18 protein-coding genes are annotated in these 14975 nt (G+C 46.6%); 1 reads left to right on the top strand and 17 read right to left on the bottom strand.

Annotated features, from left to right (window positions below):
- Positions 1–135: 135 nt before the first annotated feature.
- The 6 genes from MF542_RS13805 to yajC all read right to left on the bottom strand — a co-directional run bounded on the left by MF542_RS13805 (position 136) and on the right by yajC (position 5143).
- Positions 136–624, bottom strand: a complete 489-nt coding sequence (locus tag MF542_RS13805; RefSeq protein WP_247020455.1) for a hypothetical protein — start codon at positions 622–624, stop codon at positions 136–138.
- A 144-nt stretch (positions 625–768) separates the two neighbouring features.
- A complete protein-coding gene (locus MF542_RS13810) occupies positions 769–1596 on the bottom strand; it encodes a hypothetical protein (protein WP_247020457.1) in 828 nt (275 codons plus the stop codon).
- Positions 1597–1754: 158 nt separating this feature from the next.
- Positions 1755–2159: an Mth938-like domain-containing protein gene (locus MF542_RS13815; protein ID WP_247020459.1), complete on the bottom strand. Its 405-nt coding sequence runs from the start codon at positions 2157–2159 to the stop codon at positions 1755–1757.
- Between the two features lie 14 nt (positions 2160–2173).
- Positions 2174–3148, bottom strand: coding sequence for a protein translocase subunit SecF (secF, locus tag MF542_RS13820; protein WP_247020461.1), 975 nt, complete (start codon positions 3146–3148; stop codon positions 2174–2176).
- 11 nt (positions 3149–3159) lie between these two features.
- Positions 3160–4758, bottom strand: a complete 1599-nt coding sequence (gene secD, locus MF542_RS13825; protein WP_247020463.1) for a protein translocase subunit SecD — start codon at positions 4756–4758, stop codon at positions 3160–3162.
- Positions 4759–4813: 55 nt separating this feature from the next.
- On the bottom strand, positions 4814–5143 hold the full coding sequence (yajC, locus tag MF542_RS13830) for a preprotein translocase subunit YajC (RefSeq protein ID WP_247020465.1): 330 nt from the start codon (positions 5141–5143) through the stop codon (positions 4814–4816).
- A 158-nt stretch (positions 5144–5301) separates the two neighbouring features.
- Between yajC and MF542_RS13835 the strand changes: the two genes are divergently transcribed.
- Positions 5302–6180: an ATP-binding protein gene (locus MF542_RS13835; protein ID WP_247020467.1), complete on the top strand. Its 879-nt coding sequence runs from the start codon at positions 5302–5304 to the stop codon at positions 6178–6180.
- Between the two features lies 1 nt (position 6181).
- On the opposite strand, the gene MF542_RS13840 is transcribed toward MF542_RS13835, so the two are convergent.
- The 11 genes from MF542_RS13840 to MF542_RS13890 all read right to left on the bottom strand — a co-directional run bounded on the left by MF542_RS13840 (position 6182) and on the right by MF542_RS13890 (position 14975).
- A complete protein-coding gene (locus tag MF542_RS13840) occupies positions 6182–7222 on the bottom strand; it encodes a peptidoglycan DD-metalloendopeptidase family protein (RefSeq protein ID WP_247020468.1) in 1041 nt (346 codons plus the stop codon).
- A gap of 69 nt (positions 7223–7291) precedes the next feature.
- Positions 7292–8074, bottom strand: coding sequence for a 5'/3'-nucleotidase SurE (gene surE / locus MF542_RS13845; protein ID WP_247020470.1), 783 nt, complete (start codon positions 8072–8074; stop codon positions 7292–7294).
- A gap of 4 nt (positions 8075–8078) precedes the next feature.
- A complete protein-coding gene (gene serS / locus MF542_RS13850; RefSeq protein ID WP_247020472.1) occupies positions 8079–9356 on the bottom strand; it encodes a serine--tRNA ligase in 1278 nt (425 codons plus the stop codon).
- Between the two features lie 44 nt (positions 9357–9400).
- The gene (gene tatC, locus MF542_RS13855; protein WP_247020571.1) at positions 9401–10231 is read right to left on the bottom strand and encodes a twin-arginine translocase subunit TatC; all 831 of its coding nucleotides are present in this window, start codon (positions 10229–10231) and stop codon (positions 9401–9403) included.
- On the bottom strand, positions 10231–10581 hold the full coding sequence (locus MF542_RS13860) for a Sec-independent protein translocase subunit TatA/TatB (RefSeq protein ID WP_247020475.1): 351 nt from the start codon (positions 10579–10581) through the stop codon (positions 10231–10233). The genes tatC and MF542_RS13860 overlap by 1 nt, the downstream gene beginning before the upstream one ends.
- Positions 10582–10604: 23 nt before the next feature.
- Positions 10605–10838 (bottom strand): twin-arginine translocase TatA/TatE family subunit, encoded by a 234-nt coding sequence (locus MF542_RS13865; protein WP_247020477.1) that lies wholly within the window; start codon positions 10836–10838, stop codon positions 10605–10607.
- A 42-nt stretch (positions 10839–10880) separates the two neighbouring features.
- On the bottom strand, positions 10881–11681 hold the full coding sequence (scpB, locus tag MF542_RS13870; protein ID WP_247020479.1) for an SMC-Scp complex subunit ScpB: 801 nt from the start codon (positions 11679–11681) through the stop codon (positions 10881–10883).
- Positions 11674–12498 (bottom strand): segregation and condensation protein A, encoded by an 825-nt coding sequence (locus MF542_RS13875; protein WP_247020481.1) that lies wholly within the window; start codon positions 12496–12498, stop codon positions 11674–11676. The genes scpB and MF542_RS13875 overlap by 8 nt, the downstream gene beginning before the upstream one ends.
- Positions 12498–13145, bottom strand: coding sequence for a site-2 protease family protein (locus MF542_RS13880; RefSeq protein ID WP_247020483.1), 648 nt, complete (start codon positions 13143–13145; stop codon positions 12498–12500). The genes MF542_RS13875 and MF542_RS13880 overlap by 1 nt, the downstream gene beginning before the upstream one ends.
- A gap of 12 nt (positions 13146–13157) precedes the next feature.
- Positions 13158–14165 (bottom strand): beta-N-acetylhexosaminidase, encoded by a 1008-nt coding sequence (gene nagZ, locus MF542_RS13885; protein WP_247020485.1) that lies wholly within the window; start codon positions 14163–14165, stop codon positions 13158–13160.
- A 9-nt stretch (positions 14166–14174) separates the two neighbouring features.
- The gene (locus MF542_RS13890; RefSeq protein ID WP_247020487.1) at positions 14175–14975 is read right to left on the bottom strand and encodes an SPOR domain-containing protein; all 801 of its coding nucleotides are present in this window, start codon (positions 14973–14975) and stop codon (positions 14175–14177) included.

Consider the following 14975-nt stretch of genomic DNA (forward strand, 5'->3'; position numbering starts at 1 on the left):
TCTAAGCTATGCAAACCCAAAGAGCAACGATAGGAATGATTTTATTTATTTTTTGAAATTATATTACCTTATCTGATCCAAAGATACAGATACACTGCACCTGTTAAGCAGGCAGTAATACTAGTTTTTGTGAAATTACTTAGCCGCGCGCAAGGCGGCATCGGCGATTGCAAGCGCGGCTTCAACCTGCTGCATAATTGCCATATCGAAATCAGACCGTACTTCCTGAACCGCACTCTTTGACTGTTGGCGCAGCGCTGCAAGTTTATAGGCAGTGTCCATACGAGCTTTTTGAATGTTTGCTAACTGCATTTCAGCTTTAACAAGTTCATTACGAACACTTTCAACAGCCTGAACATCACCAATCTTGCTGGTAATCGCATCAATACGCTGCATGTTAAAGGTATATTGCTCAGTAAGCTCAACAAGACGTTCCTGAAGATGTTCTTCAGATGCAGAGCATTCAGATTTAGCCGCTTTACGCTCCGCCGCTAAACGGTTTGATTCGGAAAGAACAAAGCTTGTTGTATCAAACAAAACATCTTGATCTTGAGACGCAGTAAGGGAAGTTCCCGCTGTGAACAGCAGGCTGGACGCGATAGCAATTTTACCAATCGTGCGCACGGTATTTCCCCATGTGAGTGCGTTTACAAGCCGATAATGCTACACAATTACATAAATTACAAGAGACAATTACACACTAAACTAATTACTTAGAAAATGAAAAGCGCTCCAATAGAGCGCTTTTTAAAATTTGATGCCAAGAACTTATTTATCTTTGTTCTTTTGCTTCTGTTTCCGCTTTTCTTTTTCAGCGAGTTCTTTCTCTAGTCGTGCTCGGGTCTTTGCTAATTCTTTTTCCGCCTGCTTGATAGCTTTCAATTGGTGCTTTTCAATATCCTCAAGCTCACGCTCAGCATCCTTCAGAGCACGAAGGCGAATTGCCCTAATCTCTCCGTCAGTTTGAATATCAAGTTCAATATCAAGCTCTTCAAGTGCTTCTGCCAATTCTTCACGCGCTTCATTGATATCTTCAATCACCTCAATACGCATTTCAGAAAGATCACCTTCCTGCTCATGCAAATCGCTCAAAGCCTCATGGAGAGCTTCTGTATGTGCACGTTCAATTTCAATGCGGTGACGGCTTGTGAAAACATTCTGCACATGCTCTTCAACCATCGCTTCTTTTGCAGTCATCAATCCCTCAAGGGCCTGCTCAAGTGCTTCGCGTTCAGCTTTGCTTTTAGTTTTCTCAAGGCGTTTCTCAACCTTGGCAATAGACTTTTCAAGCTTTTCAAGTGCTTCTTTCTTTTCCTGTGGGTTACTTACCCAGCGGCGCACTTGAATGTTTGGCGATTTCCGTTCAACCACCACATGAATATCACTGTCCGTATCTACGACAACCGGACGCCCAGTCTGGATGATTTTAATGGTCTTTTTATGCTTAGCTTTTTTTTCAGCCTTTTCTTCTTTGACCTTTTTATTGTCATCATCACCGTAATAGATACCAGCTGCACCTGCTGTTGATGCAAGAGCAAGGGCAGACACTGTCAAGCCTGCGATCAAACCAGCTTTTCGTGTAAAATTCTTAACCACTTCAAACCTCCATATGCTGTCAAACCGCTGCCTCGCTTATTTCGTTATTCAGCATCACGGCTTTGTGAATTTACCTTGCACCCACGCAAAAAAATATCACACTGAATAGCGATAAACAGTGTGATACTTGCGGTAAATAGCCATTTAACAGGCTTTTATCAGCTAACAGCCAATAAAAGCGCAGCTACACGCCTATCTTCCATCCGTAGAACATTGAATGTACGAGCAGCAGCGCCAGTATCCATCAGTTCGTATGGATACCCTTTTTCCTCAAGATATTTCCGCAGAGTAGCGGGAAGCAAATTCATTCGCTCCCCTGTACCAATAAGAATAAATTCTGGTTTATTCGGTGCGGCAAGAACTGAAACAAAATCATCTTCCGCCAGATCAAGCAAAGATGTTGCCTTTACAGGATGAAAACCGTCCTCGAGCACAACAACACTGCCGGCCACCTTAACGCCTTGTAAGCGAAAGCCGCCATCTCCATAACCATCTACAAGGAGAAGGTCTTCCTCTCCTTGTAGTTCCATATGAACACCACCGGATTGAAACTTATCAACCACGCCTTTTCCTTTAACTAGAATTGTTCAAATGGGCTTGGACGAGACTTATCAACCGTTGGGTCATTATCATCATCGTCATGGATCAACGTTTCACTACGCACTTTAAGGAATACCAGCATTGGTGAAGCTACGAATACAGAGCTGTATGTACCTACAAACACGCCCCAGATCATCGCTGCAGTGAAACCGCTAATAGATGGCCCACCGAAGAAGAACAGAGCAAACAATGCAAGAAGCGTTGTCACACTTGTCATGATCGTACGAGCCAGTGTTTGGTTGAGCGACATATCAATAACATCTTCAAGTTCTCTCTTGCGGAACTTACGAATGTTCTCACGCACGCGGTCATAAACTACAACTGTATCGTTCAAGCTGTAACCAACAATAGTTAGAAGCGCCGCGATAATAGAAAGGTTAAATTCAAGCTGTGTGATAGAGAAGAAACCAATTGTCAGCAGTACGTCGTGAACAAGCGCAATTACAGCACCAAGGCCAAATTGCCATTCAAAACGGAACCAGATGTAAATCAGAACCATAAGAACAGCGATCGTTACCGCGATCGTGCCTTTTTGTTTCAATTCACCGGAAACACTTGGGCCAATAACATCAGCTTCACCCATCTTAAGCGTTGGGATCTCTTTTGAAAGTGTATCACGTACAAGGTTCAACGCATTATTTTGCGCTTCAGAACCGCCTGGCTGGCGAACAATACTGATCATTGCATCTGTTGGATCACCAAATTCCTTTACCTTGATATCACCAAGGCCAAGGCTAGAAAGTGTTGAACGAATCTTTGGAATATCCGCATTACCTTCTTGGGATTGAACCAGCAGGTCAACACCACCCTGGAAATCAATTCCGTAGTTCAGGCCACGTGTGAAAAATAGTAATGCAGAAGCAAGGATCATTACCATTGAGAAGGCGAGTGCAACCTTACGCATTCCCAGAAATTTAATGTTCGTGTTATCTGGAACGAGACGTAAATTCATCAGTCCCCTCCTTATATTGGCAATCTGGCTGGGCGCGTGCGCTTAAGCCAGAGCGATAGAATAAAGCGAGTAAGAACAATCGCCGTAAACATGGATGTAAGAATACCTACAGCCAGTGTTACCGCGAAGCCTTGCACAGGCCCTGAACCGAGAAGGTAAAGAACCGCAGCTGCAATAAACGTGGTGATGTTTGCATCAATAATAGTAGAGAACGCCTGGCCATACCCCTGCTCCATGGATTGGAAAGGGTTCTTGCCCATAGTTTGCTCTTCCCGGATACGCTCGAACACAAGCACGTTCGCATCCACCGCCATACCAATTGTCAGTACAATACCTGCAATACCAGGCAATGTAAGTGTTGCCTGAAACAGACTAAGTGCACCCATAATAAGGATAAGGTTAGTGATCAGCGCCACATTAGCTGCAAGACCAAAACGACCATAGCTCACTACCATGTAAACGATAACTGCAATGAAACCAATCATAGAAGCAAGCTTACCGGCAGCAACACCATCAGCACCAATATCAGCACCGACAGTCTTCTGCCGCTCCACCTGCAATTTCACAGGCAGTGCACCGGATTTCAGAAGCGTCGCTAATTCCTGAGCAGCAGTAATATCACCCATATTGGTAATTTGGCCAGAACCACCCAGAATTGGGCTTACAATACGTGGAGCACTAATTACCAAGTCATCAAGCACAATTGCAAAAGGACGACCAATGTTATCCTGCGTGTGCTTGGCGAAACGTTTTGAACCGGATGTATTAAAAGCAAATGAAACTGCCGGCTGCCCACGATCATCAAACGCTGGAGCTGCATTGGTAAGATCATCACCAGCAACAATTTCGCGCTCAAACACTACGATAGAACCGCCATCTTTCATCGGCAAAATCTTCTGATTTGATCGAATACGTCCAGCTTCAATATCTGTAGCGGAAATATTTGTCGCCACATCATGGAAGGACAGTTTGGCTGTTTTACCAACCAGATCAATGATCGCCTTAGGATCATCAGCCCCTGGCACTTCAAGAATAATACGGTTATTACCTTGTGGCTTCAGGGTGATCTCCTTTACGCCTTCCGGGTCAACACGCTTGCGAATTACCTCTATAGAGCGTGCGATTGCGTCACGCTGCTGTGCAATAACACCTTGCTCGGTAAGTGTAAGACGGAAAGAAGCGCCATCATTTTCCATGGTTACTTCTTGAACGCCACCACCAAGAGGGCTGGTACCAATTTGCGCTTGCGTAAGTGGGCGTAGTTTCTGTTTTGCCAATTCGATCATATCATCGTTAGCAACATCAAAAACCACTGAGTTATTGTTGGTTTTAATCCGACGGAAGGAAAGTCCTCGCTCGGCAGAACGAACCGCACGCACTTCATCAGCAAGCTTTGTAAGCCTTGCTTTCACAACATCTTCGGTCTTCGCTTCAAAAAGAATATAAACCCCGCCTCTTAGATCAAGGCCAAGGCTTAGTGCTTTCGAGGGCATATAGTCTGGCAAGCTTGCTCGCTGCTCTTCCGAAAGAAAGTTCGGAACAGAGGTAAGAATGCCCAGGAATACTACAGCCAAAATCATCAGCACTTTCCATTTTGGAAAGTTTAGCATGACGTGTCCCCTAAATACTTCAAGCCCGGCACTAGACCGGGCTTGATCACTTTACTTATTTGCTATCAGTTTTCACTGGCTCATTTTTGCTGCGCACTTCTGTAAGCGTGCTTTTAACAACGCGAACACGCACGTCATTAGCCAATTCAACTTCAATTTCATTATCATCTTTTACTTTTGTAACCTTACCAATAAGGCCACCAGCAGTTACCACGGTATCACCACGAGAAACATTGTTCACCATCTCGCGATGATCTTTCATTTTCTTGTTCTGCGGGCGCAGAATAAGGAACCAGAACACAACTACGATCAGAACAAGTGGAAGCATTGTATCAAACAAGCTTGGTTGCGGTGCAGCCTGTGCAATAACCGGCAAAGAAAACATATGGTTAAACCTCTTCTAAAGGGAAACTAGTGCCCCGATATAAATCTCATGGCGGGACTATAGCTTTCTCAGGCTTAAATGCAACAGCAGCCTCGCCTAAAAGCACTTCCCGTGGTATGTCCTGAACCCTAAATGGTAAACGCGAAAAGGTGATACAAGTGGCGACATTGTCGAAAGATTCAAATGAAGCGCTCGTGTGTGCGATACAATCACTTACCGAAACACTTGCAAAGCAAAGACTGAAACCCGTCGTATTTCCGGAAAACGCTAAAGCCCAAGCCTTTGTGTTTTCTCCGGAAACCAACAGTTTGAGAGCGGTCGATACCATTGCAGCTCCTCGGCTTGAATTACTACATGGCATTAAACGCACAAAAGACACTCTCCTTACAAACTCACTAAGATTTGCAAAAGGTTTTAGCGCCAATAACGCACTATTGTGGGGTGCGCGCGGTATGGGGAAAAGTACACTTGTTAAAGCTATCCATAGTCACCTGATTCAGGAATTCGGGCTAAAAGCACCTTCACTCGTTGAAATTCACAGAGAAGACATTTCTGATCTACCAAAGCTAATGAACGCACTACGCACCTCAAACAGAAGCTTTATCCTATTTTGTGATGACTTGTCCTTCAACCGGCCTGACCGGGATTTCAAAGCTTTAAAATCTGTACTTGAAGGTGGTTTGGAAGGTAGGCCAGATAATGTGATTTTCTATGCCTCTTCTAACCGCAGACACCTCTTGCCCCGTCAAATGGCTGATCAGGAAAGTGCAATTGGTATTCATCCTAATGAATCTATGGATGAAACCATCGCTCTTTCAGACCGATTTGGCCTGTGGCTAGGTTTTCACGCGGCAGATCAGGCCGATTATCTGGCCATGATCGAAGGGTATATTACCGAATTCAACCTCAAACCCGAGCATAACTGGAAACACGACGCGCTCGAGTGGGCAAAAACCCGAGGAAACAGATCAGGCCGAACGGCATGGCAATATGTAAATAACCTGGCGGGTGAATTAGAGCAGAAAATCAAATTCTGATTTAGCTGGAAAGATGCCGAAGTGGATCAAGTGCCCTGCGACCTTTTCTGATTTCAAAGTGAAGCTGAGGGCTTGCAACACCACCTGTTGAGCCAACACGGGCTACAACCTGCCCTTTTTTAACGCGCTGGCCTTGCCGAACAAGAATACGTTCAGTATGCGCATATGCAGTAACCCAGCCTTCAGCGTGCTTCACCAAAAGCAGATTACCGTAGCCTTCAAGTGCATTAGATGCATACACAACTACACCAGCCTCAGCTGCCTTCACTGGTGTACCTGCCTTTGCAAGAATATTGATACCATCATTATGAAGCCCTCCTTCACGAGGACCAAAGCGAGAGGCTATTTTGCCAGTCACGGGCCAAACGAAGCCAGAACTTGTTCTTGGCGGCGGTGTTGGTATCGCAACCGAACGACCTCTCGGGCGCGGTTTGGGTTTTGTTGTTGTCACAGGAGTACTGGAAGCTACCTGTGTTGAACCAGCGGTTGCCCCGCCTGGAAGCTTCAGCTTTTGCCCTACACTCAATGTGTATGGTTTACGAATACTGTTCACCCGCATCAAGGAAGACACTGTCACCCCATACCGCCGCGAAATACTGTAGCCCGTTTCCCCCCTTTTCACCACATGCACGCGGGCACTTGGCACTTGCAAGCGCTGTCCAACTGCGAGCGCATAAGGCGCACGCAAACGGTTTGCGGTAATCAATGAACGTACGGGCACCCCTGTACGGCGAGAAATAGCATAAAGCGTATCGCCTTTACGCACGGTAATAGTACCAGCAGAAGCCTGTACAACAGGCGCGGGGGTTGATCTTGGCCGAGATGAACTAGCTGTCTGCCTACGTGGTGCAGTTTGAACAGTTTTCTTACCGCTATGCGCTCTACGCGGGTTCCATTTAGGATCCGGGAGAGGAAGCGGTGCGTGACGGATATTATAAACAGGTTTAACTGCAGCGGGATCAAATGTATTCCCAGAAGAACACGCTGAAACCGCCAAAGCGGAGATAACCGCCAATACTGTGCCTGTTTGGAACTTTTTCACAAATCCTCCACCCTTGTCATAAGCAGAATAACCACATCTGCTCATAAGGGCAACAGGGAGAAGCCCCTGTTATGTGAAGCTTTTTTCAAGCGCTGGCGCGATTGCCTTACGTGCCTTGTGATGAGTAAGATCAAGATGAAGCGGTGTAACAGAAATCCATTTCTCGCGCACACTCTTGATATCAGTTTCATGCCCTGGAAGACCAACTTCACGGCCAAGGCCAAACCAGAAATATTTAAAGCCACGCGGATCAACACGCTCTTCGATGTTATTCCCAATCATCTCACGTCGGCCCTGCTCCGTAACTCGAACACCTTCGATTTCCTCTGGTGGGAACGCTGGGAAATTCACGTTCATCAGCACATCTTCAGGCCAATCAACGCTTATCAGGTCACGGATAACATCCGGTGCAAACTTCTCAGCAGTTTCCCATTTGGTCGTTTGGTTCGGACGAATACATAAACTCAGTGCAATTGAAGGGATAGCGGCAAGCGTACCTTCCATTGCTACAGATACAGTCCCTGAATAAGTCACATCTTCGGCAAGATTTCCTCCCCGGTTAATACCGGAGAGGATAAGTGTTGGCAGATTGTCTGCCATAATATGGTTTACGGCCATCATCACACAGTCCGTCGGTGTGCCGCTTACGGCAAAGCGCTTTTCACCTGCCTGACGCACACGGATTGGCTTTGTAAGGGTAAGTGAATGCCCTGCGCCTGATTGTTCGCTCTCAGGCGCTACAATCCATACATCGTCGCTCAGTTGGCGCGCAATCTTCTCAAGAATTGCAATACCCGGCGCGTTAATGCCGTCGTCATTTGAAATCAGGATACGCTGCGTGGAAATGGCCATGGTTTTATGCTCCGATCACATCAACGCCGCCCATGTATGAGCGAAGTGCTTCCGGAACACGGATTGTACCGTCCGCCTGTTGATAGTTTTCAATAACTGCAATCAGCGTACGTCCAACCGCAAGTCCTGAACCATTCAATGTATGAACAAAAGTGGTTTTCTTTTCACCTTTCGGACGACAACGCATTTTCATGCGGCGTGCCTGGAAATCACCCATAACACTACAGCTTGAAATCTCTCGGTAACGGCCCTGTCCCGGAAGATATACTTCCAGATCATATGTACGGCGCGCACCAAAGCCAATATCGCCTGTGCAAAGTTTAACAACACGGTATGGCAGGTGAAGACGCTTCAACACTTCTTCTGCACAGCCTGTCATACGTTCAAGCTCTTCATCGCTTTGCTCAGGCGTTGTCACAGAAACCATTTCCACTTTTGCGAACTGGTGTTGACGGATCATGCCACGTGTATCACGGCCCGCAGAACCAGCTTCAGCTCGGAAACACTGGCTAAGTGCTGTAAAGCGAAGCGGCAATGTTGCTTCATCGAGAATTTCACCAGAATGAAGGTTCGTTAGCGTTACCTCAGATGTTGGGATTAACCAGTGATCTGTAGTTGTTTTAAAGGCATCCTCACCAAATTTTGGAAGTTGGCCCGTACCGTACAACGCACTATCGCGCACCATTACAGGCGTTACCATTTCTTCATAGCCGTGCTCATTCACGTGCAGATCAATCATAAATTGGCCAATGGCACGTTCAAGGCGGGCAAGGCCACCTTTCAGCACTACAAAGCGAGAGCCAGAAAGCTTAGCCGCACGTTCAAAGTCCATCATGCCCAGTGCTTCGCCAATATCGAAATGCTCTTTCGCATCAAAATCGAATGCAGCAGGCTTACCCCAAGCGCGAACTTCTTCATTATCTTCTTCATCATCGCCATCTGGAACATCGTCATAAACCATATTCGGCAAGCTCATCAGAAGGTTATTAAGTTCAGCACCAAGCGTGCGCTCTTTTTCTTCAAGATCAGCGAGTTTGGTTTTAAGTTCTGCAACTTCCGCCATCAGCGCTTGAGCTTCTTCCTCATTACCCTGCCCTTTGGCTTTACCAATAAGTTTTGATGCTTCATTGCGGCGGGCCTGTGCAGTTTGCGCTTCTGTCGCCAGCGAACGGTGATCCGAGTCCAGCTTCAGAATTTCAGCGGAGCGCGCTTCCTCACCACGGCGTGCAAGAGCAGCATCAAAGGCTTCTGGATTTTCACGAATGAACTTCAGATCAAACATTTTGGGATATCCCGTAGTTAATTTATGGCAAGAATGCCGTGATATTAGGTATTTTCAGCTTCTTCCTCTTCGCGTTTCTTTTCAGTCATCGCGATAAGAATAATAGAAAGCTCATATAATAGCAGGATAGGAATGCCAAGCGCGATTTGGCTAATTGGGTCCGGCGGCGTTAAAAAAGCAGCAACAAGAAAGGTTCCAACAACTGTATATGCACGTTTTTCCCTCAGCCCTTGAGCTGTAACAATACCTGCCCTTCCCATTAAGGTAAGCGCAACTGGCAATAGGAACGCAACGCCAAAGCCGAATATCATTTTCATGATAAGCGCGAGATATTCATCTACCTTCGCTTCCGCAGCAATCGCAATACCGCCATTTGTTGCTGTTTGTTCGAAACTTAACAGAAATTCCCAGGCAAACGGGATTACAACGAAATAAGCGAGCGACCCGCCCATAGCGAAAAGAACCGGTGTAGCCACAAGAAAGGGTAGAAACGCACGTTTTTCGTTACTGTAGAGGCCTGGTGCCACAAATTTCCATATCTGAAGTGCAAGTAGTGGGAAAGTAACGATAAAGGCTGCATATAGAGCCACCTTCAGATTCACAACAAAGCCCTCTAAAAGGCCTGTAAAAATCATCCGCGCCCCTTCTTTACCTTCAGTCGCGACAACATAAGGACGCGCTAAAATCTGAAAAATCTCTTCTGAAAAGAAAAGTGCAATACCAAAGGTAATAATCATCCCGATGAGCACCTTAATCAGACGACTACGAAGCTCAGTTAGGTGTGACAGCAGCGGCGCACGGCTCGCATCAACCTCATTATCATCATCAATGATATCAGGTTTGGTATTTTCGCCATCGAACTGACCGGGGGTCATCACGCTTTGTCCCCTTTATCAACTGGCTTCTTGTCTGCCTCTTCAGTGGCATCTGCAAGACCTTGGGCTTCATGCTCACGGTTAGCCATAATATGCTCAGTGATTTCCTCTGGGCTCATACCCGGGCGGAGGCCTTCTTCCTTGCGTAGATCATTAAACGGATCAGCTTCACGCTCTGCTTCTGCAGCTAGAGTTTCGATACCATCACGAAATTCTGCCGTCAGCTCTCGCCCCTTACGCACGATACCACCAACTGCTCTCAGAAGTTTAGGCAACTCTTTAGGTCCGACAACAATAAGCGCCAGTACCCCAACAATGAATATCTCCATTGCACCAATTTCAGGTATCATGGAATGGTTCCACCTTTAAAAGGTTAGCTTTCAGACTTTTCTTTAATGTCTGTATTAACCTTCGTTGCTTCACCTTCAATTGTTTTATCTTCAACTGATTTTGGCTCAGCAGTCTCTTCCTCAGTGCCTTCTTTCAGCCCCTTACGGAAGCTTGTGATGCCTTTGGCGACATCGCCCATCAGGCCTGAGATTTTACCACGCCCGAAAAGAAGAAGCGCCAATAGAACTACTAATGCAATTTGCCATGGTCCAGGCATAGTCTCACTCTCCATAAGCCGGAAATTCCGGTCATTTTATCACTAAAGCAACAAACCCAGTTGCGTTGTCTCATTTATTGGTTCTTCAACAGCCGCATTTTCTTCACTCGCGGAAGGTGCTGCCTGAAGCTCCTCTTCTACTATTTCTTCACCCTGAAGATCACGTTCCTGTCTGATCTTTTCAGCGGCCTCGCGTTCAGATTTTGCGATTGCTTCCTCTAGATCAATTTGGTTGTCATCTTCTTCATCTTCCGTGCTCTTACCTGGCTCAGGCATACCGCCCATTTTATCAAGGGCAACATCCACTGTATCGAGAAGACCTGCAGCCTTAAGCTCTTTAAGGCCAGGTAAGTCCTTGATGGATTCAATACCAAAGTGAATAAGAAATTCATCTGTAGTGCCGTATGTGACCGGTCTACCCGGCGTTTTACGGCGTCCCATAAGTTTCACCCAACCCGCTTCTATAAGAACATCCAATGTTCCTTTAGATATGGTAACACCGCGGATATCTTCAATCTCTGCTCTGGTCACTGGTTGGTGATATGCAATGATTGAAAGCGTTTCCACTGCAGCTCGAGAAAGCTTGCGAGGTTCGTCCACTTCCTTGCGCAAAAGGAAAGAAAGATCACTCGCAGTACGGAACATATATTTATCAGCGACAAGCACGAGGTTTACGCCGCGCGTGCTGTATTCTTCTATAAGGGCTTCAATATGGGCCTCTACTTCAACACCTTCTGGCATACGCTCCGCAATATCACTGGGCGACAACGGCTGTTCGCTTGCGAACAGGATCGCTTCCACCATTCTGCGATGTTCCATTTGCCTATCTGTCGTCTCAGTCATTCGTTGCAGTATCCTTGGTCCGGTCATCCTCATCCCGGTGTCTTAAATATATTGGTCCAAACGCTTCCATCTGGCGCAAATCAGCCTGTCCTTGCCGCGCTAACTCTAGGCTTGCAGCGAACATACTGGCAAGTGCAGACTTACGCAGTCTTTGATCTTTCAATTCTTCCGGCAGAAAGGTTGAAAGCGTTGACCATGTAAATGCAGTGCCAATCAGGTCTGAAAGGCGTTCGATCGCGTCTTCTAGCGCAAAAACAGGTCTGCGCTCAATTTTTATTTCGGTAACGGTGTGTTTTTGTCGATTATCAGCATATGCACGAAGAAGTTCATAGAGCGTCACATCATAAGCCCCGTTCTTCATCAGCTTCAGCCCCTCAGGTGCACCGCGACGAAAAACATCTCTCCCCATACGGTCACGCCCCATAATCTGGGCGCCCACCTCACGCATAGCCTCAAGCCTTTGCAGGCGAAGTTGCAGGCGGAAAGCAAGCTCTTCCGCACTTGGTTCTTCATCATTCTCTTCTTTTGGAAGCAGCAGACGGGATTTGAGGTAAGCAAGCCAAGCGGCCATTACCAGATAATCAGCAGCCAACTCAAGTTTCAATCGCCTTGCCGCAGAAACAAACTCCAGGAATTGTTCCACCAGCTCAAGAATTGAAATCTGAGCCAGATCCACTTTTTGAGCGCGCGCAAGTGTAAGAAGTACATCTAGAGGGCCTTCAAAGCCCTCCATATGCAGTACAAGCTGGTTTGGATCACCCTCAGCGGTATCAATCCGCTCCTGTACCGGGCTATCCTCTTCAAACACTTCTGCCATTAAACACCCACGAGTGACGCAACAAAATTCATCATAAAGAAAGCAGGATACACGATTACCATTGGTAATAGGAAGAATATCCCAAGCAGGATGAAAAACCCATATGGTTCAAGCGCTCTGAATTTCTGCGCAGCTTCATACGGCAGGTAATGTTCAAGCACTTTACCACCATCAAGCCCGGGCAATGGAATAAGCCCAATAATGAAGAAGAAGGAAGAAAGCATCACACCTGCTTGCGCAGTTTGGGTTACCCAATCTTGTGGCGTAAAGCCAAAACTGCCGCTGAAACGCCAAACATATGCCCAGAAAATAATCATCGCGAGCAAAGATGCCGGGCCAGAGATAGCAACATAGAGAAGGCCCTTATTGATATCTTTAAAGTTGCCTGGGTTAATCTGAATTGGCTTCGCCATTCCAAACAGAATTGGCAGTTGCAGCACAACAAAAGCTACAACAGGCACCACACCTGTCCAGATGGGGTCTGCGTGAACCAGTGGATTAGCGGATAGCCTACCACTTTGCTCCACACTCCAATCACCCATTTTATGCGCTACATATCCTCTGAGTGCTTCACGCCATGTAACAGCAAGTAAAAACGGCAATGCCATAATACTTACTTCATAAAGTTTTTGATTCAGATCAAACACTTAATCAACTTTCTAAAACTTTGACATTAATTCTTCGAGACGACGTTTCACATCGGCCCGGTCAATCATCGGTGCCTGTTCTACATTACGTACCAGGGTAGCAATACGCTTTTCAAATCCAGCATTAACCTCATCACAGGCAGAAACGACTTCTTCCATTTCAGCCATATCACCATTGCAGTGAAGAAGCAGATCACAGCCAGCTTCCAAAGCCTCTTTTGAACGTTCTGCGAAGCTACCTGACAGTGCTTTCATAGAAAGATCGTCCGTCATCAACAGCCCAGAGAAACCCATCTTCATACGAATGGTACGCGCAATAACCTGCCTTGAAAGCGTAGCGGGCTTTTCGCTATCTAGGGCGCTGTATACAATATGAGCTGTCATTGCAAATGGCGCATCCTTTAACGCTTTGAAAGGTGCAAAATCCATTTCTTCAAGCTCTGCAACAGGCGTATCAACAACAGGAAGTTTCAAATGACTATCAACCATCGCCCGGCCATGCCCCGGAATATGCTTCACAACCGGCAGCACACCACCTTCCTGTAAAGCGTCGACTGTAATTCTGCCAAGAGCAGCTACGAGACTTGGATCACCGGAGAAAGCACGATCACCAATAATCGCATCTGCTTCCTTTTGTCGAACATCGAGAAGCGGCAAACAATTTACGTTAACTCCAACCTTGCGGAGATCATCCGCCATAAGGCGACAGTTTAAGCGTAGTGCACTCGCCGCTAAAGTTGGGTCCTTGAGCGCCATTTCACCGAAAACACCCATCGGCGGATATTTACGCCAGTGTGGTTCTGCCATTCGCTGAACACGACCACCTTCCTGATCAATCAGGATAGGTACTTTATGACGCCCCACCGAACGTTTCAGATCAGAGGTAAGCTTACTAAGCTGAGCTTTGTCCTCAACATTACGTGCAAAAAGAATAAACCCAGCAGGTTTATTCTTTTGGAAAAAAGCAAATTCAGCTTCTGTTAGTTCAGGGCCAGAACACCCAAATATAATCGGCTTCATACTTCAGGCCTACGGAGTAACCACGATACAGGCTTGCTGTCCTGCTCTCAATGCTAAACAAGTTTGATCCGCTTCAGCACGATTATCAAACGGACCAACACGAAGACGATAAAGTGTACGGCCGCCGGTATCCACAGATTCGTATATGGAAGATTTCTCTTTTAAATATTCGTAAAACTTACCTCGGATGCCGACCCATGCCCGTTTCGCACTAGGCTCTGAACCATAGGCGCCAAGCTGGATACGAAACTTACCTTCCATAATATCAACTGGCTTCTCTTCAACTTGAGCCGGTGTTTCGCTAGCCGCCACTTCTGGCTTAGGTTCTTCTTTCACTGGTGCCGAGGTTGGATCTTCCACCTTCGGCTGGTCTACAACTGCAGGTGTTTTATCCCCTGTTACAGCAGCAGCGATATCGCCCACAGGATCTTCTGGTAACTCCTCAACAGGTTTTTCAGGTTGTGTGCCAAGTTCCACGCTTTGTCGCGGCTTTGTGCCGTCAACCTGATTGAACACCTCTTTGTCTTGATGTGCCACCTGCATTCCACCAACATCTGCTGGCTTTTCCTTAAAAGCAGTTTCAGGTGCTGCAACATGCTTAGCAGGCCCAGAAGAAGCACTGTCGTAAAGATACCAGACAACTGAAGCAAACAGAGCAATTGTGACAACCGCGCCAACACCTGTTGCGATCCAAAGTTTTTTGGACCCCATCACTGATGCCGTCTGTTCCTCTTCATCTTCAGGAACCGGCTGCAACCACGGCGGAATATCTTTTTGCCCGCCTAACCCTGTTTGCTCTTCATCATTCAT

Origin of the sequence: Kordiimonas laminariae, assembly GCF_023008165.1 — a bacterium.
Classification (GTDB): domain Bacteria; phylum Pseudomonadota; class Alphaproteobacteria; order Sphingomonadales; family Kordiimonadaceae; genus Kordiimonas; species Kordiimonas laminariae.

Coding starts and splice junctions, on each gene's coding strand:
- yajC (WP_247020465.1), bottom strand. CDS start 5,143: ATGTTTTCTTTGCCGGTTATTGCACAGGCTGCACCGCAACCAAGCTTG.
- nagZ (WP_247020485.1), bottom strand. CDS start 14,165: ATGAAGCCGATTATATTTGGGTGTTCTGGCCCTGAACTAACAGAAGCT.
- secD (WP_247020463.1), bottom strand. CDS start 4,758: ATGCTAAACTTTCCAAAATGGAAAGTGCTGATGATTTTGGCTGTAGTA.
- scpB (WP_247020479.1), bottom strand. CDS start 11,681: ATGACTGAGACGACAGATAGGCAAATGGAACATCGCAGAATGGTGGAA.
- tatC (WP_247020571.1), bottom strand. CDS start 10,231: ATGACCCCCGGTCAGTTCGATGGCGAAAATACCAAACCTGATATCATT.
- MF542_RS13875 (WP_247020481.1), bottom strand. CDS start 12,498: ATGGCAGAAGTGTTTGAAGAGGATAGCCCGGTACAGGAGCGGATTGAT.
- MF542_RS13890 (WP_247020487.1), bottom strand. CDS start 14,975: ATGAATGATGAAGAGCAAACAGGGTTAGGCGGGCAAAAAGATATTCCG.
- surE (WP_247020470.1), bottom strand. CDS start 8,074: ATGGCCATTTCCACGCAGCGTATCCTGATTTCAAATGACGACGGCATT.
- serS (WP_247020472.1), bottom strand. CDS start 9,356: ATGTTTGATCTGAAGTTCATTCGTGAAAATCCAGAAGCCTTTGATGCT.
- MF542_RS13860 (WP_247020475.1), bottom strand. CDS start 10,581: ATGATACCTGAAATTGGTGCAATGGAGATATTCATTGTTGGGGTACTG.
- MF542_RS13865 (WP_247020477.1), bottom strand. CDS start 10,838: ATGCCTGGACCATGGCAAATTGCATTAGTAGTTCTATTGGCGCTTCTT.
- secF (WP_247020461.1), bottom strand. CDS start 3,148: ATGAATTTACGTCTCGTTCCAGATAACACGAACATTAAATTTCTGGGA.